The organism is uncultured Brachyspira sp., assembly GCF_949287625.1.
Taxonomy (GTDB): domain Bacteria; phylum Spirochaetota; class Brachyspiria; order Brachyspirales; family Brachyspiraceae; genus Brachyspira.
In genome coordinates this window covers 1-22,443 of the sequence record NZ_CASEGO010000037.1, presented here as the reverse complement: position 1 = coordinate 22,443, position 22,443 = coordinate 1, and the positions used below count along the sequence as shown (strand labels likewise).

Sequence of the window (22,443 nt, the reverse complement as noted above, 5' to 3'; positions counted from 1 at the left end):
AAACGTACCTCCATAATAATTTTTTGATAACCAGCCTATAAATGGTGCTTTATCATTACTAAAATTATTATAAAGTCCGAACTCACCTGTATAATTACTAGCTCCTATATATCCTGATACCTGCAAATACTCTAAATCATCTCTCCAATCTAGTGCCCACTCCTGAGTACCAGTTCCTGTTTTTGTTACAACTTCTTTTATTATAAAAGCAGAATTATTTTTTATACTGTCTATCATACTATTAATCTCCTCTATGTAAGAAGGAACACCAACTGTCCTTTCAAAAATATCATTAAGAACACCTGAAGTTATTGAAGTAGTTATAAAACGCCCTCTTACTATCTTTAGCTTTTTTCCTTTATAAGTGCTATTTAAAAAATAAGTACCTCTCATAGAATCTTTATTAAACCAAAATATCTGCCCCTCCTGAGGCATATATTTATCATTTCCTATCTCTCCTATTACATTTACTAAATCAGCTATTTTTTTATTATCATCATATATCTCAAATGTACAGTCATTAAGAAATGCCAGAGAATTAGTCAAAAGCCCTGTTGATACTGCCGCATATCCTGCATTTTCAAAAGGCTCATCATTAGGTATTTCAAAATATAGATTTTCTGCTGTATATAGAGAGTTTTCATCTGTAAAAGGATTGTATGTATTTGAAAGTCCGAAATAATTTAATATAGTTCCTTTAGTGCTTGACACCATAAATATTTACTCCTATTATTAATACTTATTCATTTAAAATTGCTGACGTAATATTAGACTTGTTTAAAAAGTACTTGATAAGATTATATATAAAAATTTTTATCAATTACAAAACAATGTTTTATATGTATGCAGTATTTTGCCGAAGGCATACTTTGTATGAGTTATCATCGAGCAGGTGAATTGCCTATAGCAAACGTATGTGTGCGGCAATGCAGTATACTCCAACAATTAATAAATAAAATTAGTTTTGAAACAAGTATATTAATTTAATAATCGCTATAGCTTAAAAGTTTTTCAAGATTCTTTCTTTTCTCTTCCTGATTATATAAATAATTTGTGAGTTTTATATTCATCTTTGATAATTCCAAATCTATATTAAGAGCATTATTTTCAAATTTATAATCTATAGTACGTATATTCATATCTGTAATTCTTGAAGCGGCATCAAAAAAGCAAATAAACTTTTCATAAAGTATATTACCCCTCTCTGAAGTTATTATTATATCTCTTTTATCATAGCCTCTTACATCAAATACCCCAAAACCATTTTGAAAATATTTCCTTTGAAAATGATTTTTATCTTCTATTTGAAATATGGCTGAAATATCTTTATTCTCTTCTCCTTCAATTCCGTTTGAAAAAAATATTACTATCTTTGTGATATTATAACTTTGATTGCAAATCTCTTTATAGTATCTGTCTATATCTGTAAGTGTTACTGACTGCTGCTGTTTATAATTAGGATATTTTCTGTATTCTATGCTCTCATCAATATCTATTATATCCGATGAATAAACTTCATTTAATCTGCTTTCTGCTACTGTAAAATCATTAAAATCTATAATCTGATAAAAGTTATTAGTAGGCTTTAATATGCACTCTACGCATTCATTAATACTCAAATCATTATTTTTACTGTTTAGTCCTTTTATTTTTACAGTCTCTTTTTTTGACTGACTAGTTAAAAACTTATAGGCAAACTCATAAGCTAAATCATAATTTTCTAATTTGTATTCTATCTCAAATATATCCGTCTTTATACCTATTTCTTTTTCTAAAGGTATAGCAGGATAAAGTTCATCAGCACCTACTATTTTTGGAAGAGTTCTGTATACTTCTTTTTCAATTCCCTCATCATCTGTAATAGTATCTTTCATCTTTATAATATAACGGCTTACCAAATCAGCAGAATCCTCTTCATAATCACTATCTGAAAAATCATTATTATGCCAATTTAATTTTCTGCTTGGTATATCAGAAAACTCTTTAAAATAAAAATACCCGTCAAAATCTACACCCCAGCACCAAGTTTCTGACATACTCTCTTCAACCTCATCAAGTATATCCGAAATATTTTTTCCGCTGAAAGACATTGTTATTTCTTTATCATTATTAATGGTAATATTTTTTTCATCAAATATTATACCCATCTCTTCAATCTTTTCTCTTAATGATAAAACTATATCCAATGCTCCTTTAGTAGACTCTAATATCAAATCGCCCTGTATATACTGATGAAGAAGTTTTCCCCATATAGGAATAATACTCAAATTAAGCCCTGCATTATCTATACTTTCAATATATCCTGCAAATCTTTTTTTTCCATTAAGATAATATTCTACTTTATCATTAATATTAAAATAATTTAAAGGCATACTAAAACTTACTTTGCTTGTATCGCCTCCTCTTTTATTTACTGTAAACTCATAGCTTAAGTAACTATTATAAGCATTTTCAGCATATATATTATCATTAATCTTTATATAATTGCCGAACTCTTCAAAACTGACATAAGGACTAGGAGGAAGTTTATATATTTTATTTCTTAAAAAATGATAAGGCATTTTTCTCATTATATTAAAATACCTCTCTTATATCTTACTAACGCTTTAATGCATGTCTGATTACTTTCCAAATAAAATATATTATTTCCGACATTGAGTTCAGGCTGAATACCTTTATAATCATAGGAAACGCCGTTTATATTTAGTCTCTCTCCGTCAAAGTCTATATTATAAACTCCGTTTCTCAATTCTGCATAGCACTGTATTCCAAAATTATCCCTATTAGCAAATAAAAACTCTAAAACTCCTCCAACCACTATAAACTCTAAATTAAAACATAAAGGCACTGGAACTAAACTTAATGATTTATAATTAATATCCTGTTTATTATCTTCTGTAACGGAAATCTCATACTCTTCTTCTTTTTGTCTTAAAAATACTTTATCCAATGCCTCAAGTGCTATATCAACTACTCCCAAATTATTTATATAAGTAATATTATATCCGCCTACAGATTTAATAATATATTCTGCTTCATAAATCTCATCTTCAAAAATGGTTCTTATAAAATATCTTTTAATATTGCTTGATAGTATCATACTTGTATATTTAGCATATTGATCCTCTATTTTAACCCAAGTACCTAAATCATTTTTATATTCATAAATGGGTATGCTTACATTAAAACTTCTGCCGCTTGAAATATTGCCTATACCTGTTTTTATAGAATAAGCTCTGTTTCCGTCTGATGTTTTATAATCCGTTTTTATATCATCAGCTTTTATACTTTGGGCTTCGCTTATAATATCAAAAATATCTTCTGAATACTTATCTCTCACAATTAACTGGAAATTAAAAGACATAAATAAAAACTCCTAAAATAATATACTTATATCATATATTATTAATAAAAAATATAAGTTATTATAAGTAAGAATTTCTATGATTATAATTAAGTATAAAAAAGTGCAAAATTTAAATCAAGCTTTGGGCGGGCGCACTTGAAGAAATATAGACCTATAGATTTAAATTAAAGTCTATATAAAAAATAAATCTTTAAAATCTAAAATGGCGGGAATTAAAATAAAGTTTTTTATCATAGTTTTTCTATTTCTTCTATGCCTAAACCTGTTAATTCGCTGATAAGATTTATATCCATATTTTTATTTTTCATATTTTTTGCTAATGAAATTTTTTCTTCTTTTATACCTTCTTCTTTACCCTCTTTTATACCTTCTTCTTTTCCTAATCTTCTCTCCTCATCAAGCATTATTTGATTACCGTATAAATAAGCTTCTTTTTTCTCATATTCCATCATCATTAATCTGCTTTTTACAAAATTATTATATTTTTTCTGCACTTCTTCCATTATAGGTTTTTCTTTTACTATTTCAGACATAGATGCCTCCAAATTTTTACTTGTAAATATTTTTAACCAATAATTTAAATCTTTAGATAATACATTTTTCCTGAACTTTTTTAATTCTATTATATGTATTTGAAGATGGTCTGTGAGAAGTTTTTTATTATTCATCTCATAAAGCATATAACAGGAATGTATATTTTTTGTTTTATCTAAATTAAAATTAAGAAGATTAATACTTATTACTGGAGTAAGTTCATCATATCTCTCGCCATGTTTTAATAATTTGCTGTAATTAGCTGCCCAATAATAAAGTATGCGTTCTGGAAATCTTGAATTGCCTTGTAATTGTATCTCTATTATAACAACTGAACCATTCTGTGTAATACATTTTACATCAACTATAGTCTCTTTTAGATTTCTATTCTTCTTTAAATTAAATGGTGTAAGTATTTCCAAAGAGCGGAAAGTTTTCATATTAGCATTAATCATTGTAGAATTGATAAAATCCAAAAGTATAGTCTCACTGCTTCCCTTATCAGTAAATAGATATCTTATAAAATAATCATTCAAAGGATTAAAATATTTTATTTGTTTAGTATTAAATTTCTTTTCCATAAATATATTATAATTAAATACTTTATAAAAGTCAAAGTATAATTTTTAAATTTATTCTCACTCCCACCCTTTAAATTTTTAAGCGTTATTATGTTATTTATGAATGATTTTTATTTTTTAGCTTTCATTGTTATTCTGGCTGACCACCCAAGATTTTTTTAAATTTATAGTACTCTTCAACGCACGTTAAATCGATTCTTATAAAACATAAAAATTGTAATTATAAATTAATCCATATTTTAAAAAATTGGTTCTGCGTGCGTGGAGTGAATTAAAAATTTAAATAACACTTTGGGAGGGTGCACTTGAAGAAATATAGACTTATAGATTTAATAAAAACATATTAAAAAAATAAAGCTTTTAAATCTGAAAGGGCGGGATTAAAGTAAAGTTTTAAAATTCTTCTCATTCCCACCCTCTAAATTTTTTAATACTATTTGTTATTTATAGCTTATTTTTCTGTCTTTACTTTAACTGTTATTCCGGCTGCCCACCCAAGCGTTTTTTTTATTTACAATATTTTCAACGCAATTATTTTAATCAATTAGAAGGAAGCAAAACCGTCATCTGTCATCTCATTTGAAGCAGAAGAATAAGTAACACCAAATTCATCATTTCTAACTGTAGGAGAGTTAATACTCTTATTTTCAAGCTCTCTTGCTCTTGCTACAGAAGGCGGTACTTTCAATTCACTTTTAGAAGTATCAGCTTTTTGTTTTTTTATCTCTTCTTTTTTAGAGGCTTCTTTTTTTACTTCTGATTTTTTTATATCTTTTTTTGATTCTATAGTATCTGAATTTTTAACAGGTTTAACACTATCATCAAATTTTTCTTTTTTAGTTTCTGTATTTCCTGTTTTAACAGTTTTTACCGATTTCTCTTTTGCTAAATCAGCCGCAATTAATTTAAAGAAGCTGACAGTATCTTTAAGAGCATGTGCCTGTTCAAGCAGTGATTCTGAAGTATATGTACTTTCCTGTACCAAAGAAGCATTATGCTGAGTAACAGTATCCATTTCAGCAACAGCTTTATTAACCTGATCCACACCAACCTGCTGCTCCATAGCAGTAGCACTAATATCCTGCATTATCTTAGCCGTATTGTCTATCTTCTCTTGAATATCCATAAATATATCCTGAGACTGACGTGCTGTTTCTGTAGCTTTATTAATCTTTTCATTAGTGTTGTCAACTAATGCAGTAATATCTTTAACAGATGACTGAGTAGTCTGAGCTAAGTTTCTTACCTCGCTTGCTACAACAGCAAAACCTTTACCCTGATCTCCTGCACGTGCTGCTTCTACTGCCGCATTTAATGCAAGTATATTTGTCTGAAATGCTATATCTTCTATTATTTTAGTAATGTTTCTTATTTTTTCACTTGCCTCATAAACTTCTTCTATGTTAAGAGTAGTTTCTGCAATAATTTTTCCAGCACTTTCTACAGCCTCTTTAGAAGTAACCATCATATCATTACCAGCAACAGCATGATCGGTAGAAGATTTTATTGTAGAGGCCATCTCCTCCATAGATGAAGCTGTTTCCTCTAGGCTTGCCGCCTGTGATTCTGTTCTTCTTGAAAGATCCGCATTTCCCTGTGCCAATTCCTGAGCTGCTTTTACTATATTGTTTGAAGCTGTATTAACTTCAGTAATTGTTTCGGCAAGTTTTTTACGCATACTTAAAAAAGATCTCGATAAAGCACCTATCTCATCTTTTCTAGGTTTTATACGCTGCTTGATATTACTTAAATCGCCTCTCTCTATCTCTTCAGCTTCTTCTACAACTATCTCAAGAGGCTTAGTAATAGTAGATATAAATATGCTTACAAATACAGCAACTACTATAATAGATATAATTCCTATTATAATACTTGCAATTATCAACTTAGCATTTTGTGCATATATTTCATAATCCATCATAGCAAGAGCAATAATCCAAGGTCTGCTTTTCATCTTGTAATATGCTGCAGTTCTTTGCTCACCGTTTACATCATAACTAATTATACCGCTTCCAGCACCGCTAAATGCTTGTTTGTATATAGGATTTATCTGCATAGCTGCTATATTTTCATATTTGGAGTCCATTATATTATAGAGGTCTTCACTTGTTATAAAAAGTCCTCCTGTTTTACCTAAATCTATATTAGAAAAATGAGTTTGATGAAGTACAGCCCAGTCTAATAATACATATATATATCCAGCATTTTGATTATTACTTCCTTTAACAAGTTTAACAGCAGGCATAGCCCATTTACCTGTTATATCAGAGTGTATTAATTTATCCCCATATATAATTTCATTATTTCCTGATGAAACTTTAGACCAAGTATCTGGAATATAACTGCTCAAATTTCTTCCTACTAGCGAAGATGATACAGAATCCGAAACTATATTTCCGTTCATATCAGCAACACCCATATTGATTATATATAAATTGTTATTCTTAAAATTCTTTATTGTACTTAAAAGTAATTCTTCTGGTGTAGCCTCATTACCTTCCAAATATCTCATAATTACAGGAGTTACAGCATATGTGTTTATTAAAGAACTTTCAAGCCCAAACCAAGTATCTAAAACAGAAGCATATCCTGCTATAGTGCTGTTGAATCCCCCCAATTTACTAGAACTGATACCAGAACTAGCTATCCTTATCGAAGATATCAGCATGACTATTATTATTACAACTACTATTACACATATAACAAAAGGCATTCTAAATGCTAAACTATTTATTTTCTTCATATATTATAACTCTTCTCCAAAAATAGAAATTTATTTTCAAATAAATGTTATTATATTAATAGTAACAATTAATTAAAATTTTTGATATAGAAATCATATAATTTAACAATTTTTTTCAATATTTCAATTTATTTTTATAAAAAAATATTTTAAATATACCCATTAGACGTATATTTATACCAAAAAGTTCCAATAAAATAAAAGCTATAGCAAAATATATACTATAGCTTTTAATATTGTATCGGAAAAATGATATATTATTTATATGATTTTTCTAATATACTTAATACTTCATCATCTGTGAAATTATGAGGATCGCATTCAAATAATCCCCCCATAGCAAATCTAGCGTTTTTAGCTATAGTAGGTAAATCTTCTTTTTTCATATCATAATCTGAAAGTTTCAAATTATCCACTCCGCATGCTTTTTGTAAATCAACTAATGCATCCACGAAATCCATTGGTTTACTTGCATCTTTTTTGCCCAAAGCTCTAGCCATATTTACCATTTTTTCATCGCGTACTTTAGCATTAGCTATAGATGTATAATATTCTTTGCTTATAATGATAAGTCCTGCACCATGTTCAAGTTTAGGATAATAAGCACTCATAGCATGTTCAATTGAGTGTTCTACTGTACAGCTTGATACACTTTCAACTATTCCAGATAAAGTATTAGCCATTGCAACATCTTCCCTAGCCTGCATATTGTTTCCATCTTTAACAGCATTAGCCAAACTTTTACCTATAAGCTCTATAGCTTTCAATGCAAATAAATCGCTCATTTCACTAGCCATTTTATTAAGATATCCTTCTGTACTGTGGAATAATGCATCGAAACCTTGATATGCTGTAAGTTTTGGAGGCACTGTTTTCATAAGTTCTGGATCTACTATAGAAAGATAAGGATAACTTTTATCATAACCAAAACCTATTTTTTCATTTCCATTTGTGATAACAGTCCAAGGATCAGCTTCTGTTCCAGTACCTGCAGTTGTAGTTATAGCTACTACTGGAAGCGGATCATTAGGTATTGCTTTTCCTTTACCAGTACCTCCGAATATATAATCCCAATAATCACCGTCATTTGCAGCCATTATAGCTATAGATTTTGAAGAGTCTATACTGCTTCCGCCGCCTATTCCTATAACAAAATCACAATTTTCTTTTTTTGCTAAAGAAGCTCCTTCCATAACATGGTCTTTTATAGGATTAGGAAGTATTTTATCAAATAAAACATGATTAACATTTGCTTTATCTAATTCTTCTTCTAATCTTTTTAGATAGCCGTATTTTTTTATAGAAGTTCCGCCTGTTACTATCAATGCTTTTTTACCAGGTAATTTTTGCTGATGAAGTTTTGATAAAGAACCGCTTCCAAATATTACCCTGCTAGGCATATAAAAATTAAAATTCATATTACTACCCCTTAAATTAATACAAAAATTATTATGTTTACTATTATACAACGCTCTAAAATTTAAATCAAATATACAATATGAAATTATTTACATATTTTAAAATAAAAGGCTCAAAATCTTTATTCCTAAATCTCTATAAAGAATTCAAGCCTCTTAATAAATTATCATTATAAATTATTTTTTGGAAGCATACTTCATATCGTATTTATCTAAATTATTTTTCATATCTTCTAGTTTTTCTTTGAAAGTTACAGATATGCATTTAAAATCTTTCATAGCCTCTTCTAAATCTTTAGTCTCCATTTTTTTGCAGTCTTCAATAAAACATTTCTCTATAGCATGCTGAATAATAGATTCAATATCAGCACCAGAATAACCTTCTGTTTTATCAAGAAGACTAATAATATCTAATTTGGAAATATCCTGATTTCTTTTCTTTAGATGAAGCTCAAAAATCTCTTTTCTTTCTTTGGCATTAGGAAGCTCTATTCTAAATAGTTCATCAAATCTTCCTTTTCTGAAAAACTCAGCTGGAAGTTTAGTAATATCATTTGAAGTAGCAACCACATAAACAGCAGATTTTTTTTCCTGAAGCCAAGTAAGTATATATCCCAAAAGCCTAGTAGTAATATCGCTTGCCCCGCCTGTTCCGCCAATACCAGCAAAAGCCTTTTCAATTTCATCAATCCATAAAACACAAGGAGTAACTGCCTCAGCTATCTTTATTGCCTTTCTTAAATTCTCCTCACTCTCTCCAACATACTTACCCATTAACTTACCAATATCAAGCCTTAAAAGAGGAGTTTTAAAAATATTGGCTATTGATTTAGAAGCTAAAGACTTTCCGCATCCAGGTAAACCAACAAGTAAAATACCCTTTGGAATATCCACGCCAAACTTCATAGCCTTTCCTAAACCTTGGAATATATGAGCCTTATCTCTAATATAATCTTTTAAATTATCAAGTCCGCCTATATTATCAAGTCCGCCTTTATAATTTACTATCTCTATAATTCCAGATTTTTTTATTGTCTGTTCTTTTTCTTTTAATATCAAACTTTGGTCTTCTAAAGATATAAAACCCTTTTGCTGATAGGCTAAATTTAATATCTGCTTAATTTCAAATTCGCTTAATCCCCTTAATGAAGCTGTTATCTCATCTCTCACTTCTTTTTCAAGGGTAAGATTATAATTTTCTATATACTCATCTAGTATCTTTGAAATATCATTATCTTTAGGATAAGGTATATCAAGAATAGTAGTGTATTTTTCTATTTCATTGGGTATATAAAGAGAAGAAGAAATTATAAATATAGTAACATTATAATCATTATCTTTCATGTTTTTATGAGCTATATCTGTAAGCCATGATAAAATTTGAGGGTCTCTTAAATAATAATTAATATTTTTTAAGATTATAAAACGTTCTCTGTCTGTATCCTGATTGGTCTTCAAAAAAGATTTTATATCAGTAGAAGTTTCCTGAGGGCATTTGATTATTCTATCTTCCTCCTCATCTTTTATCCATTTATAAGTAAGATTATTATTTACCCATTCATAAACTTCATAACCATTTGAAACATCAAATATAATTTTATCAATCTTTTCAAAGTCAAAATGATTAATATAAATTATTGGTCTTAAAGCATATATATACGAAGCTAATTTTTCTTTTATATCATTATATTCCATAATTATATCTCCATATATACTAATTGGGCAGATTCGCTTGTACCCATATAAGTAATACCATCTAATATCAAAAATTTATTATTAATATCTTCATAGCCGTATTCTTCACTTTTATCTTTGAAACTAGTAACATTACATCCACTGTCTATATGAAGTATTAAGCATTTTTTATCTTCAACAACTGTAGAGAAATGTCTTTTAGTATTTTGAGAATAAATTTTTAGTTTATTAGTTAAATAATGATTATCTTCTAATTTTGATTTATACAAACCAAATCTAAATTTTATAGCATTAGCAGTACCATATGTATGTGAAAACATTTCATTTAGACTTTTCATGATATCTTCATCTTCTATAAAATAGTCTCTGGTTTTCTTATTTGATAATATTGAAAGAATAGAAAAATAATTATCTTCTTTATGGAGTTTTAAAAATAAATTGTAATAATCATATTTAAATACATTCATAAAATTATCGCTAATATTTTTTATAGATGATTTTATAAATTCATAATCCTCTTTTTTTTCTATTATAAAATTAATTATATCCTCATAGTTTTTAAAATAATTATTAACTACTTCTTTTTCCTTAAAATCATTTTTGCTGAAAACCTCTAAATCGTCCTTTCTCTTATTCTCAAACTCTATTATATATGTAGCTTCTTTTGACATCTCTTTTATAGTGTTTTCATCTTCATCTTCATAAAATATTTCCATTAGGCTATTAACTTTTTTATAAATATCTGCATTCTTATCAATAGCTGATACCTTTTCATTAACATCATTTAAATTCTGTGCTGTAAGCCATTTCTCTAAAATACCCTTATCAAAATAATCTAATATGTCATGAATATTAAAATTATTTTTTACATCTTCAAGATTTTTACAGTACTTGTTTCCAAGTAAAAGATTAAATTTAATTCTTTTCAACATTTAAGAAACTCCTTAATTTTAATTTAAATATTTCTTTTCTAAACTCTCAACCATTTCTATATATAATTTTTTACATTCTTCATACTCTTTATTTTCTATCATCTTCAAACAGTTTTTTAAATATTTATTATTAATTTCATCATATATAAAATTACTGTTATTTTCTAAATCAATATTTTTTACTATTTGAGGAGCTATCTTATAATATCTTTCTATCAATGCATTTCCATCTTTTTGATACATTAACCAATTATCTCTGAAATCTCTAAACATAGTAAGTTCATAACAATCATCTCCTTTATTATCCTTACAGCATACTGCAGTTGTAATATAGCATCCTCCTGTAACAGTATCAAACACATCAGAAGCAAAATCACATACTGCATCAACCCCATCAGAAATAAAATCTCCTACTGCTCCAACAGTATCAGATACAAAATCACTAACCCCAGAAGCTATATCACTTACTATCTCAACACCTGTAGAAATTATTTCAGAAGCAACATCACCTACAAAACCTCCTGCTAATCCGCCTAAAAATCCGCCTGCAATAGCTCCAACTGGTCCCAAAGGTGCACCTATAACTTTACCTATAAATCCTCCAACAGCATTTCCCACACTCTCGCCTATTGATCTTCCCTTACTTTCTGTAGTTTCTCTAATTTTTTGTTCTGTTGCTGATGCCACTCTTGATGTTGTTCTATTTATTGAATGTTCTATTGCATCTTCTTTTCTCATATCTCCGTTTGCTGTCTTATATGCTACTTTTGCATTAGTTAGCGATGAATCAACCATATGAGCTATTTCCTCAACTGACTTATTTTCATAATCTTCTCCTAAATATCCCTTTTTAGCAGCTATATATGTTGCAGCACTGAATAATTCTTTCATGCGTATATCTTCTTCATCATCAAAATCAGAATTTATGTATTTTCTTACAGATTCAATTTCTCTATAATCTTTATTAGCTTCTCTTCCCTCTTTATAACCTCTTGGAAATTCAAATATTGTGTCTGCTGTATTGTATCTTATATTTTCATTAATATCATTAAATAAAATTTCTCTTTCATAATCATTTGTAAAATCATATCTTTTAGAATTTTCACTCATAATATTCTCCTTCATTTATTTTCTTTCTTATTATTCTCAATAGCTTCTTTTATTACTTTTTTATGATTGTCTCTTTCTTGTTTAAGAGATTTATCTATGCTTTCCATTATTATAGATTTATCCCTCTCTTCCAAGCCTTCCATACTTTTTTCTAAATCCTGATAAAGCCATTGGGTATTTGATTTTCCTTTTTTCTTAAAATTAATAAGGCTTTTGAATTTATCTGCAATGCCTTTTAATGTAGTACCAAACTTAGATATTATAGATTTTCTCTCTTCTTCACTTTCTCCCACTTCATACTCTTTTAGTTTCTCCTGTAAATAAGTGTCCAAATTTTGTTTATTTTCTAATTTCTCATAGCCCTCTAGTATATCAGCCATAATTTTTTGAAACTCTTCAGTATTTATTTTTTCTGACATAAAAAATTCCTTTGTAATGATTATTATATTTAAGTATATATTAAAAAATGTCAAAACTCAAGTTATTAATGTATTTTAAAATAAAAAAACCCAAGCATTATATAATAATACTTGGGAAATTTATCACACAAATAAAATAAATATTATTCTTTGATTTTATCCGCTTTTATTTTACTCAAATCCAAAATAGGCAAATCTATAGGCGGAAGTTTAGCCATAACAGAAATTTGAGCAACTATTGGTCTTAAATATGAATATAATATAGAAGCCAAACTAGGAAATATTTCTTCATTTACTTTACCATCGTAAATAAATATACCAGAAATTTTTGATTGAATTACTCCTATATCTATAATTTTATCAATGTCTACACTTTGATGCAGTCTTAATGCTATAGATAAATTAAATTGTAATGTATTTTCCTCTTTTTTTAATAAATATGAAGCTTCTAAAGATAAATCCATATCTACACTGTCCATTATTATTGGATCATTACCTTGATAAAAATTTAATTCCATAAGTTTTAAAGATTTTAATTCTATTTCTGATTTTTCATTGTATGGAAATATTTTCATTGTTTACCTCTTTAATATTATAATCAATATTTATTTTATTTATTTTAGCTTTACAGCTGTATTCTATTTTTAATTTCAACTTATAATTTCTATATAATGCTGTTATTTGATTATATGAATAATAATATTTGCTTGATTGAAAATGACCCCAAAAATATAAATTATTTAGGAATGGAACAACACCCGCAAGAGAAGCAATAGAACCTCCCAAAAATAAAGCTGTACTATCAGCATATTTATAATTATTATAGATATTATTTATTTTGAAATTTGTAAGTAATTTATTTGTATATTCTATTATAGAATTTTTTTTTTACTATAGAAATTATTTAAAAATTGCGAAGTTAAATCAATATATGAGTTTTTTATAATATCATTTTCAAAACTACTAATATTTATAAACCAATCATAAAAGTATTGGCATTGAATTGTTTTATATATATTAAATTTACTATGTACTTCATAAGAAATTTCATTAATTATCTTTCTTATTTTCGAATCTCTTTTAATAAAGATATAAATCACATAATAATCTTTTTTATCTATTATTTTAAAATCTTTTATATTATTTTCTTTTAATCTTTTTATATAAAAAAATATAGCATCATAACTTTTCATCATATTTGTTTTCCTAATAATAAATTATAATAAATCAAAATCTCTAAAAATTTCATAAATTTCATTAAATATTCTTTCAGCATTATCAAAATCTATTTGCTGACATAAGATACCTGAATATTCATAATATTCACGTAATCTAGCAAGTTCTTCTCCCTGTATTATATCATTATAATTTTTTAATTTCATACCTATTCTATGCCATATGCTATAAATATGAGCATTTTCATTAGATTTGTGATGAAAATTATTTATATCATCAGTGCATACATTATTTTCTATCAAATAATTTTTTGCTATTAAATATAAACCATAATACCATCTTCCAATTATGATATGCTTTATATTATCTGAATTCAAGTTATTATTATTTGAATTTGTTAATATATCTTTTGAATTGCTATAAAGATAATTTGCTATATCTATGTTTACCTCGCCTCTTTTCTTCATAAAAAGATATCCTATTACAGTAATAATCGGCAAAAAACATATATACAAATATAAAAAATATAAGTATATACAAATTATAGTATACCTATATTAATGAAATTGTCAAGGAATTAAAGTACATTTATATGCAAAAAAGTATTTATTTATAAATAAAAACCCCAAGCATTATATAAATAATACTTGGGGAAAACTATGATTAGAATATATTAATTAAAAGTTAACATCGTTTCCATAATAAGCTGCTTCTAATACCTTTTTCATATTAGCTTCATCTGTTTCTCTTGGATTAGAACCAGTACAAGGATCAGTTACAGCATTTTTAGCTATACTGCCGCATTTTTGTTTGAAGTGTTCTTCTGTTACTCCATTTTCTTTATAAGTTTGTTTAATGCCTAATTTAGCATTTAACTCTTTTACTTTTTTAACTAATGAAGCTGTAAGTTCAGTATCAGTATTACCAGAAAGTTTAAGCATTCTAGCTATATCAGCAAATCTGTCAGCACAAACTTTTGAATTGTACTCTATAACATAAGGAAGAAGTATAGCATTGCATCTTCCATGTGTGATGTGGAATTCTGCACCTGTTTTATGAGCCAAACTATGAACTATACCAAGCAGAGCATTTGAAAAAGCCATACCAGCTAAACATTGAGCAACATGAAGTTTTGCTCTTCCTTCTTTATCACCTTTAACTGCTTTTTCTATATTATGTACTATCATGTAAATAGCTTTCATAGCCAAAGCATCTGTTATATCAGTTCTAAGTGATGCAACATAAGCCTCTATAGAGTGAGTAAGTGCATCCATACCAGTATCAGCAGAAACTGTCTCAGGCATTGTCATAGGTATTGAATAATCAAGTATAGCAATGTCTGGAGTAATCTCAAAATCTGCTAATGGATATTTAATGTTTGTTGAATAATCAGTTATAACTGAGAAAGCAGTAACCTCTGAAGCAGTACCGCTTGTAGAAGGTATAGCTGCAAATATTGCTTTCTTTCTAAGTTTAGGCATAGTAAAAGGAGTTTTAATATCATCAAATTTTTTATCTGGATATTCATAGAAAACCCACATAGCTTTAGCAGCATCAAGAGCAGAACCTCCTCCTAAAGCTACTATCAAATCTGGTTTAAACTCTCTCATAGCCTCAGCACCTTTATAAACTGTTTCTATAGAAGGGTCTGGTTCAACACCATCAAAAATTTTTACTTCCAAACCAGCTTCTTTTAATATCTTTTCGCATTTATCAAGGAAGCCTCCTCTTTTCATAGAAGAGCCTCCAGTAACAATTATTGCTTTTTTATGACCTTGTAAGTTTTTTAATTCCTCCATAGCATTATCGCCATAGTATAAATCTCTAGGAATAGTAAATCTTGACATTATTTTAATCTCCTAAAATATCATTTTATTATTCTCTATTATAACATTTATAAATACAATGTCAATAATATTATCATCAAATACATACATTTTTTAATATAAAATTTGCATAATACGACATTATTTTTAAATTTATTATACAATTAATATTTATTATATAATAAGAAATATTATTATTATAGAAAAATATATTTTAAATGTATAGAATAAGGTATAAAATATTGAATGAATTATAAATTAATTTTTTATGATAATATAAACATCTAATAATATATCTGTTTCAAAATATTTAATTCTTACAAACATGATGTTTTATATATAGTATAAATTATATATTTAATCTATATAAATGCAGTTATTTATTCCGCCTACAATATATTACAAAAGAACTGTAAATGACTATAAAGATAGAACTATAATTAAAAAAATATTAAATAAAAAAACTATATATTAACAGATTGAGTTTTGAAACAAGTCTAATATAATTTTTTAATAAATAAAATTAATGATATGGTTTTAAAACATCTTCTATCATAGATGATATTTTTTCTTCATCGCCTATTTTTGCATTTCTTATAGTTTTTTGAAGCTCTTCATCTTGTATAATAAGAGCTACTAGCATTAATAAATCAATAAACTCATCATTGGCATCAATAGGTGCAAATATAGAATAAGCTAAATCAATATTTTCATCAGAATTATATTCTATAGATTTTTTAAGAGATACAAGGATAATTTTAAAATTTTTAATAGATTCTAATCTTGCATGCGGCATAGCTGTCATATCTGCTATAACAGTGTTTCCGTCTTTTTCCCTATCATATAATCCTTCTTTTATCAATTCAGCATTATAACTTGGTTCAAACTCTAACATCTTTTTGGATAAAAAATCAAACAATTCCTCTTTGGAAGAACATTCATTTTCTAAGAATATGCTTTCCTTATCAATAAAACTCATAATAATCTCATAAATAAACTAATAAAGAACAAATTAAAAAATTAATTAATCTCTGCTGAAATTTTGATATATAAATTTAAACGGTATATATATTTTACCATTTTCAGCATAATCATTCCATAAACCCTGAGGAGGAGGTTTTAATTTTTTAGCATACTCTATTGCTTTGGAACAGGAATTATCAAGGCTGGTTTGTCCGTTTTCTGATTTCTTTAAAAATTTCTCAAATAATATATTACCCTCTTCATCTATAGATATTAAAACCTCAACTTCATCTGTTCTTATAAGTCCTAAATAATGAGCCTGATTAGGTATAGTAAGATACCAAGAATCTCTTATAGAACCTACCAAAGCATAAAAATACCAAAAATATTCCTGAGCCTTTGTTCCAAGCTGTATGCTTCCAGTTTCACTTGAAAATACAACAGCTCTGTCGGCACCCTCTTCAAAAGAGGCTGGAATTTTAGTGTCTCCCTTCATACCCGGATTTTTAGGCTTATATGTTTCTATATTATCTCTGCTTGTTTCTCTTCCTAATTCTTTTCTCTGGTTTTGATTTTGTAATGTATTATTATTATTAAAGTTTTGATTAGGTCTTCTCTCTACCACAGGGCTATTAGCACCGTCTCCGAGAAATGAAAAAACCGAAGTATCTGAAAAAGTCTTTGAAGGTTTAACATCAGTCTGACCTTTAGATCTCAAAGTTTTATCGGATGCAAAAGGTGTATCTTCTTTGCTTTCTTCCTCTTCAACTTCAGGAGTTTCTACCAAAAACATATAATTATCCTTTTTAGCCTCTTCTTCAGCTTCTTGCTTAGCCTTCTCATATGCAAACACGTCCTGCATTATTGAAGTATTAATAAAGCTGAATATAAACACATGCAGTATAAAGGATACTATAACAGAAAATATTATATCTTTTCTTTTAATTATTTTTTGTTTAAATTTTTTAAGTTTTTCTTTCATAATAAATATATATATAATTTTATACTAATTGCTATAATTTACAATATTAATTTTATAATAAATTTAAACATATTATATTGCTAAAGATTAAAAATTGTTTCACGTGAAAATGTTACTTTTATAATTTGAATTAGTAATTGTTTTAATATTTTATTGCTAAGAATGCATCATTTTCAAGTACAGTTTTTTTAAATGTAACTATAGTTTATCAATTATAAGCTGTGTTATATATAATACTTAAAATAGACTTGTTTCAAAAGTTATTGACAAAATTATATATTAAATTTTTATAAATTATATATTTAGTCTATATAAGTTCTTTCACAATACGGCACTTAGAGCTAGGTATAGAAGGCAGGCTGTGCATTATACTAACAGTACTTCCTTTAGTTGCAGGCGTATATTATAATAAAAGAACTTGGGCATATAGCGGTTACTTTTCGTACTTTGAAGCTATTATTAAAAAAATATTGAATTAAAAAACTATATATTAACAAATTGATTTTTAAAATAAGTATAATATTTAAGTTTGTCATTTTTTTGCACTTTTCCCGCCTGCTTCCCAAAAGTACAAGTGCAGAAATAATACTAAATAAATCATTTCATTTATCTGCGTACTTTATTTACTCTCTTCTAACTATAGGTTAATAACCTTTACATAATGCTGCTTAATACGATAGAAATTTTATACAGCCGTAAAATAATTTTAATATGTCAAAAATATAATTATTAAAATTTATAATATAAAAATATTTAGTATATTTAATCAATTTGTTATGATTTTATTGATTTATAAAACACTATAAAATTATTCTATAATACACATAACAATATATAATTTGTTTCACGTGAAAACTTATAATTTATCAATCTATATTAATATAAAATATATACAAAGTAATGTTTCACATGAAACATTTTTTAATTACAATAATATTGTATTAATAAAAAATTAATATATAATTAAATTAATAAAATATAGGAGATGCACTATCAAAAACAATAAATACAATGATGAAGAAATAAATACTAATAAAAAAACTGATGATGAGTTTGTTGAAGAAATTATCAATAATGAAAATAATAAAAATGAAGCGGAAAACGGCGTTATTTATGTTGTAGCAACCCCTATAGGAAATATAGAAGATATTACTATAAGAGCTCTAAAAATATTAAGAAACGTTGACTTTATACTAGCTGAAGATACAAGAGTTGCTGTAAAACTGCTTAACTTCTATAAAATAAAAAATAAATTATTCTCTTATCATAGCCATTCTTCTGAATACAGAATTAATGAATATATTGATGAAATATTAGAAGGCAAATCAGCAGCTATCATAAGCGATGCAGGTACCCCTTGTATAAGCGATCCAGGTGTGAGCATTATAAAAATAGCTATTGAAAAAAATATTAAAATAGTTCCAGTAGGAGGAATATCTGCTTTTACTTCCCTACTATCTGTTTCTGGGCTTTCTGGAAATACCCTATTTGTAGGCTTCCTTTCCAATAAATCTGGAAAAAGAAAAAATCAGTTAAAAGATTTATATTTAAATCATAAAACTATAATAGTAATATATGAGTCTGTTTACAGAGTTAAAGAATGCCTTGAAGATATTGTTAACATATTCGGAGAAAAAACGGATATTGTTATCGGAAGAGAACTAACTAAGCAATTTGAGCAAATTATAAGGGCAGAAGCTAAAAATATCCTTGATTTTTTTACAGATGGTAGTATACTAACTAAAGGTGAATTTTGCATTATTATTGATAATAGAAAATCTAAAGTATGCGAAGCTAATGCCGAAAATAATCTTATGTAAGGAGTCAGTTATGACAATTGATAAAATAGGCGGCACATCAAATATACAGCAAAAATCTAATATTAAATATAATGAAAAAGTTTCTAAAATGGGTTCAGACAGAATAGAAATTTCTAATGAATCTAGAATAGCTTTGCAAAATGAAAAACTAGTTAATATCATTAAAGAAGCTCCTGATGTAAGAGAAGAAAAAATAGCCGAAGCTAAAAAAAGACTTGAATTATATATGCAAGATGGTGCCTTAAGAGAAGAAGTTTTGAACTCCCTTGCTAATTCTATTATAGATTCTATGCCTTTAGATTGATTTTATAATAGTTTTGAGAAGCTCTAATTCTTCTAAAAATAGTAAGTTTATTGACTTACTATTTTTTTCAAAGTCCTAGTTATCATAAGTAAATAAAATTTGAATATGCCATTCTTCACTTTGTAAATTTGTTTACAAGCTCTACCCTATTCTTTACTCCTGATTTCTCATATATATTAGCAACATGATTATTAACTGTATTTAAAGATATATCTAGTATTAATGATACTTCTTTATTGGTTTTACCATCAAGAAGATATGATAATATTTCTCTTTCTCTTCTAGTTAAATTTACTGAGTCTTCTACATTTTCAATATTAGTATTTTTATTTGCTTCATCTATAGTATTATTATCTGATTTAGTATTTGAACTATTAAAAATATTTTTGCTTTTTACTATACTTATAAAATACCAAGACAAATATCCAAGCATAACCAAATTCCACCATATGTAGAATAACACTAAAGTTATATCCATAGAACCTATGTCAGCAGCTTCTCTTCTATATACTATAAGCTGATATATCAAAACTGGATATATTATAATAGTTATAATTCCCAATATTTTAACTATAAACTTTATTGTTTTATCTTCTATTCTTTTATAATTAAGAGCTCCTATTACAAATATCACTATTATAGAAACATAAAATATTACGCTGCTTATAATATATATATCAAATCTTGTGAGTATTCCTAATATGCTTAAAACAAAATGAGTTACTGAAACTATTATATAAATAATATTCTCTTTAAAAGTCCATTTCACATTTAAAAATCTATATAAAAATGCAGGTATAAAATAAAGCATCAAAGACATAGCAACAGAAAAACTGAAAAAATATAATGTATTAAATATATTCCCAGACATAAAAGAAGGAACTGTTAAAAAACTCAGTAATTTAATAGCCCTTATGAAAAGAAGAAAAGCAAATGTAAATAAAAATACTATATAATATTTAAGCCAAGCTACCCTTTCTATTATATAGTAAATAATAGAAAATAGTATGGCAGAAAAGCCTATTATAAATCCAAATAAATAGGCAAGTAATAGTCCATAACCCAATATATAATTCATAATTTGTTCTTAGCTGGAAAAACTATATTAATCCTTTCCTTATTTTCTAAAGACTCTATCCACACATTACCGTAATGTTTTTTTATAATATTATAAGCAGTATAAAGATAGAGATTATTGAAATTCATATTTTTATATGATATTAAAGGTGTTTTAAAAAGTTTTCTCTTTACATCTTCAGGTATTTTATCGCATTCAAATGTTATAGATATATTTATGCATTCCTTGCTTAATTCTAACTTCTTCTCATCATGTTTGCTTATTCCATTAACACCATTCATAAGCAGAAAATCTTCATCATCATCATAATCAATTAAACTGCAGGATATATTTAAAGTACTGTTTATTTTTATTATATTATATATAAAAGAAAAAATATTCAAAAGACTTCCTTTTATTCTTGCCCTATCCATCATAACTGTACAGCTGTTTAATATGTCGTCATTTAATGTAAACTTTACTCTTTTTGATTTAAATAAATCAATAACATTATTTAAAACTTCATTAATAAGATTATTTATATTTTCAAAATTCATACTAAGTTCAAATGAACTTGAGCTGATATTATTAAAATCATTAAGAGCGTCCATAGTTCTGCCTATTAAAAAGGCTTGTCTTACTATAGTATTTCTTGATTCATTACAGTAATTATTAGCACATCTTTCTAAATCTATATATTTTAATATTACACTATTATAGTTTTGAACATCATAAATTAAATTTGATATTAACTCTTTTAATTTCTCATTCATATAAAAACTTTGTTTCATGACTATCACCGCTAATAAACATAATATCTATTATGAACTATTATAACATAAAATAATTAAAAATGCTAATTGATAATCATCATTAACAATTATGAATTCAAATTTTGAATTCATATATAAAATTCATATTATAAATTTTTTATTTGAATTTTATATTGAAATTTATACAGTATTTTTTATTTTTATTTATCAACATTGTCAACAACTTATCAACATTGATTAAATAATTGAATTCATAATTTTTATTTATTATAAATTCAAATTTTGAATTCCTGATAATTTTAAAGTATTATAATAATATTATATATATTAAATTTTTTAAAAATTTATTATTATTATTAAGACGTTTATATGTTGATAACTTTTTGCATATAAGAAGAAAGTTAAAAAATATGCTTTATATGATGTTGATAACTTTGTTTATATTAACTAAAATATCATTAATGAAAAATAACAAATTTACTTGTAAAATTCAAATTTTTAATTGTTTATAAATTTGTTAGTAATGTTAATAGTTTTTTATTATTTATTAACAATTTATCAACTTTCTTATTGATGCGGCTATACTAAATTTATTAATTTAGTATACATATAATACGTAATTAGTACTATTTGATAATAATTTAAATACTTGCACTTTTTGGTTCTTTTTGCGGCGGGAAAAAGAACAATAAAAAAATTGACAAACTTAAGAATTTTTAGTATATACCTAAACAAATACAGTT

At 26.5% G+C, this 22,443-nt stretch carries 21 protein-coding genes; 2 read left to right on the top strand and 19 right to left on the bottom strand.

Annotated elements, in window-relative coordinates:
* The 17 genes from Q1X91_RS07490 to Q1X91_RS07410 form a co-directional block, all read right to left on the bottom strand.
* Positions 1 to 714, bottom strand: a 714-nt coding sequence (locus Q1X91_RS07490; protein ID WP_300755269.1) for a phage tail protein, incomplete at its 3' end; no start/stop codon positions are given.
* A 269-nt stretch (positions 715 to 983) separates the two neighbouring features.
* Positions 984 to 2,561, bottom strand: coding sequence for a hypothetical protein (locus Q1X91_RS07485; protein WP_300755274.1), 1,578 nt, complete (start codon positions 2,559 to 2,561; stop codon positions 984 to 986).
* A gap of 8 nt (positions 2,562 to 2,569) precedes the next feature.
* Complete coding sequence (locus Q1X91_RS07480) at positions 2,570 to 3,364, bottom strand: hypothetical protein (protein ID WP_300755266.1); 795 nt, start codon at positions 3,362 to 3,364, stop codon at positions 2,570 to 2,572.
* Positions 3,365 to 3,597: 233 nt separating this feature from the next.
* Positions 3,598 to 4,482 carry an Rpn family recombination-promoting nuclease/putative transposase gene (locus Q1X91_RS07475; protein WP_300755263.1) on the bottom strand — a complete coding sequence of 295 codons (885 nt, stop codon included), beginning with the start codon at positions 4,480 to 4,482 and terminating at the stop codon, positions 3,598 to 3,600.
* Positions 4,483 to 5,026: 544 nt separating this feature from the next.
* A complete protein-coding gene (locus Q1X91_RS07470; protein WP_300755260.1) occupies positions 5,027 to 7,225 on the bottom strand; it encodes a methyl-accepting chemotaxis protein in 2,199 nt (732 codons plus the stop codon).
* Positions 7,226 to 7,482: 257 nt separating this feature from the next.
* Positions 7,483 to 8,643 carry an iron-containing alcohol dehydrogenase gene (locus Q1X91_RS07465; protein ID WP_300755257.1) on the bottom strand — a complete coding sequence of 387 codons (1,161 nt, stop codon included), beginning with the start codon at positions 8,641 to 8,643 and terminating at the stop codon, positions 7,483 to 7,485.
* Between the two features lie 177 nt (positions 8,644 to 8,820).
* Complete coding sequence (locus Q1X91_RS07460) at positions 8,821 to 10,338, bottom strand: AAA family ATPase (protein ID WP_300755254.1); 1,518 nt, start codon at positions 10,336 to 10,338, stop codon at positions 8,821 to 8,823.
* A gap of 2 nt (positions 10,339 to 10,340) precedes the next feature.
* Positions 10,341 to 11,270 carry a hypothetical protein gene (locus Q1X91_RS07455; RefSeq protein WP_300755251.1) on the bottom strand — a complete coding sequence of 310 codons (930 nt, stop codon included), beginning with the start codon at positions 11,268 to 11,270 and terminating at the stop codon, positions 10,341 to 10,343.
* A gap of 18 nt (positions 11,271 to 11,288) precedes the next feature.
* Positions 11,289 to 12,380 carry a CFI-box-CTERM domain-containing protein gene (locus Q1X91_RS07450; protein WP_300755248.1) on the bottom strand — a complete coding sequence of 364 codons (1,092 nt, stop codon included), beginning with the start codon at positions 12,378 to 12,380 and terminating at the stop codon, positions 11,289 to 11,291.
* A gap of 11 nt (positions 12,381 to 12,391) precedes the next feature.
* Positions 12,392 to 12,799 carry a hypothetical protein gene (locus Q1X91_RS07445; RefSeq protein ID WP_300755245.1) on the bottom strand — a complete coding sequence of 136 codons (408 nt, stop codon included), beginning with the start codon at positions 12,797 to 12,799 and terminating at the stop codon, positions 12,392 to 12,394.
* Positions 12,800 to 12,942: 143 nt separating this feature from the next.
* A complete protein-coding gene (locus tag Q1X91_RS07440; protein WP_300755242.1) occupies positions 12,943 to 13,374 on the bottom strand; it encodes a hypothetical protein in 432 nt (143 codons plus the stop codon).
* Positions 13,352 to 13,585 carry a hypothetical protein gene (locus Q1X91_RS07435; RefSeq protein ID WP_300755240.1) on the bottom strand — a complete coding sequence of 78 codons (234 nt, stop codon included), beginning with the start codon at positions 13,583 to 13,585 and terminating at the stop codon, positions 13,352 to 13,354. The genes Q1X91_RS07440 and Q1X91_RS07435 overlap by 23 nt, the downstream gene beginning before the upstream one ends.
* Before the next feature lie 86 nt (positions 13,586 to 13,671).
* A complete protein-coding gene (locus Q1X91_RS07430) occupies positions 13,672 to 13,995 on the bottom strand; it encodes a hypothetical protein (protein ID WP_300755237.1) in 324 nt (107 codons plus the stop codon).
* Positions 13,996 to 14,016: 21 nt separating this feature from the next.
* Entirely contained in the window at positions 14,017 to 14,442 is a 426-nt protein-coding gene (locus Q1X91_RS07425; protein WP_300755234.1) for a hypothetical protein, read from the bottom strand.
* Between the two features lie 210 nt (positions 14,443 to 14,652).
* Entirely contained in the window at positions 14,653 to 15,822 is a 1,170-nt protein-coding gene (locus Q1X91_RS07420; protein ID WP_300755231.1) for an iron-containing alcohol dehydrogenase, read from the bottom strand.
* Positions 15,823 to 16,324: 502 nt separating this feature from the next.
* Positions 16,325 to 16,780 carry a PTS sugar transporter subunit IIA gene (locus tag Q1X91_RS07415; RefSeq protein ID WP_300755228.1) on the bottom strand — a complete coding sequence of 152 codons (456 nt, stop codon included), beginning with the start codon at positions 16,778 to 16,780 and terminating at the stop codon, positions 16,325 to 16,327.
* 45 nt (positions 16,781 to 16,825) lie between these two features.
* Entirely contained in the window at positions 16,826 to 17,746 is a 921-nt protein-coding gene (locus Q1X91_RS07410) for a TonB C-terminal domain-containing protein (protein WP_300755225.1), read from the bottom strand.
* A 1,064-nt stretch (positions 17,747 to 18,810) separates the two neighbouring features.
* On the opposite strand from Q1X91_RS07410, the gene rsmI reads away from it, so the two are divergent.
* Positions 18,811 to 19,566 carry a 16S rRNA (cytidine(1402)-2'-O)-methyltransferase gene (gene rsmI, locus Q1X91_RS07405; RefSeq protein WP_366945503.1) on the top strand — a complete coding sequence of 252 codons (756 nt, stop codon included), beginning with the start codon at positions 18,811 to 18,813 and terminating at the stop codon, positions 19,564 to 19,566.
* Positions 19,567 to 19,576: 10 nt separating this feature from the next.
* Entirely contained in the window at positions 19,577 to 19,870 is a 294-nt protein-coding gene (locus Q1X91_RS07400; protein WP_013113897.1) for a flagellar biosynthesis anti-sigma factor FlgM, read from the top strand.
* Between the two features lie 115 nt (positions 19,871 to 19,985).
* Here the strand turns inward: Q1X91_RS07400 and Q1X91_RS07395 are convergent, their stop codons facing one another.
* On the bottom strand, positions 19,986 to 20,948 hold the full coding sequence (locus tag Q1X91_RS07395) for a helix-turn-helix transcriptional regulator (protein WP_300755219.1): 963 nt from the start codon (positions 20,946 to 20,948) through the stop codon (positions 19,986 to 19,988).
* The gene (locus tag Q1X91_RS07390; protein ID WP_300755216.1) at positions 20,945 to 21,718 is read right to left on the bottom strand and encodes a sensor histidine kinase; all 774 of its coding nucleotides are present in this window, start codon (positions 21,716 to 21,718) and stop codon (positions 20,945 to 20,947) included. Before Q1X91_RS07390 ends, Q1X91_RS07395 begins: the two co-directional genes overlap by 4 nt.
* Positions 21,719 to 22,443 lie beyond the last annotated feature (725 nt).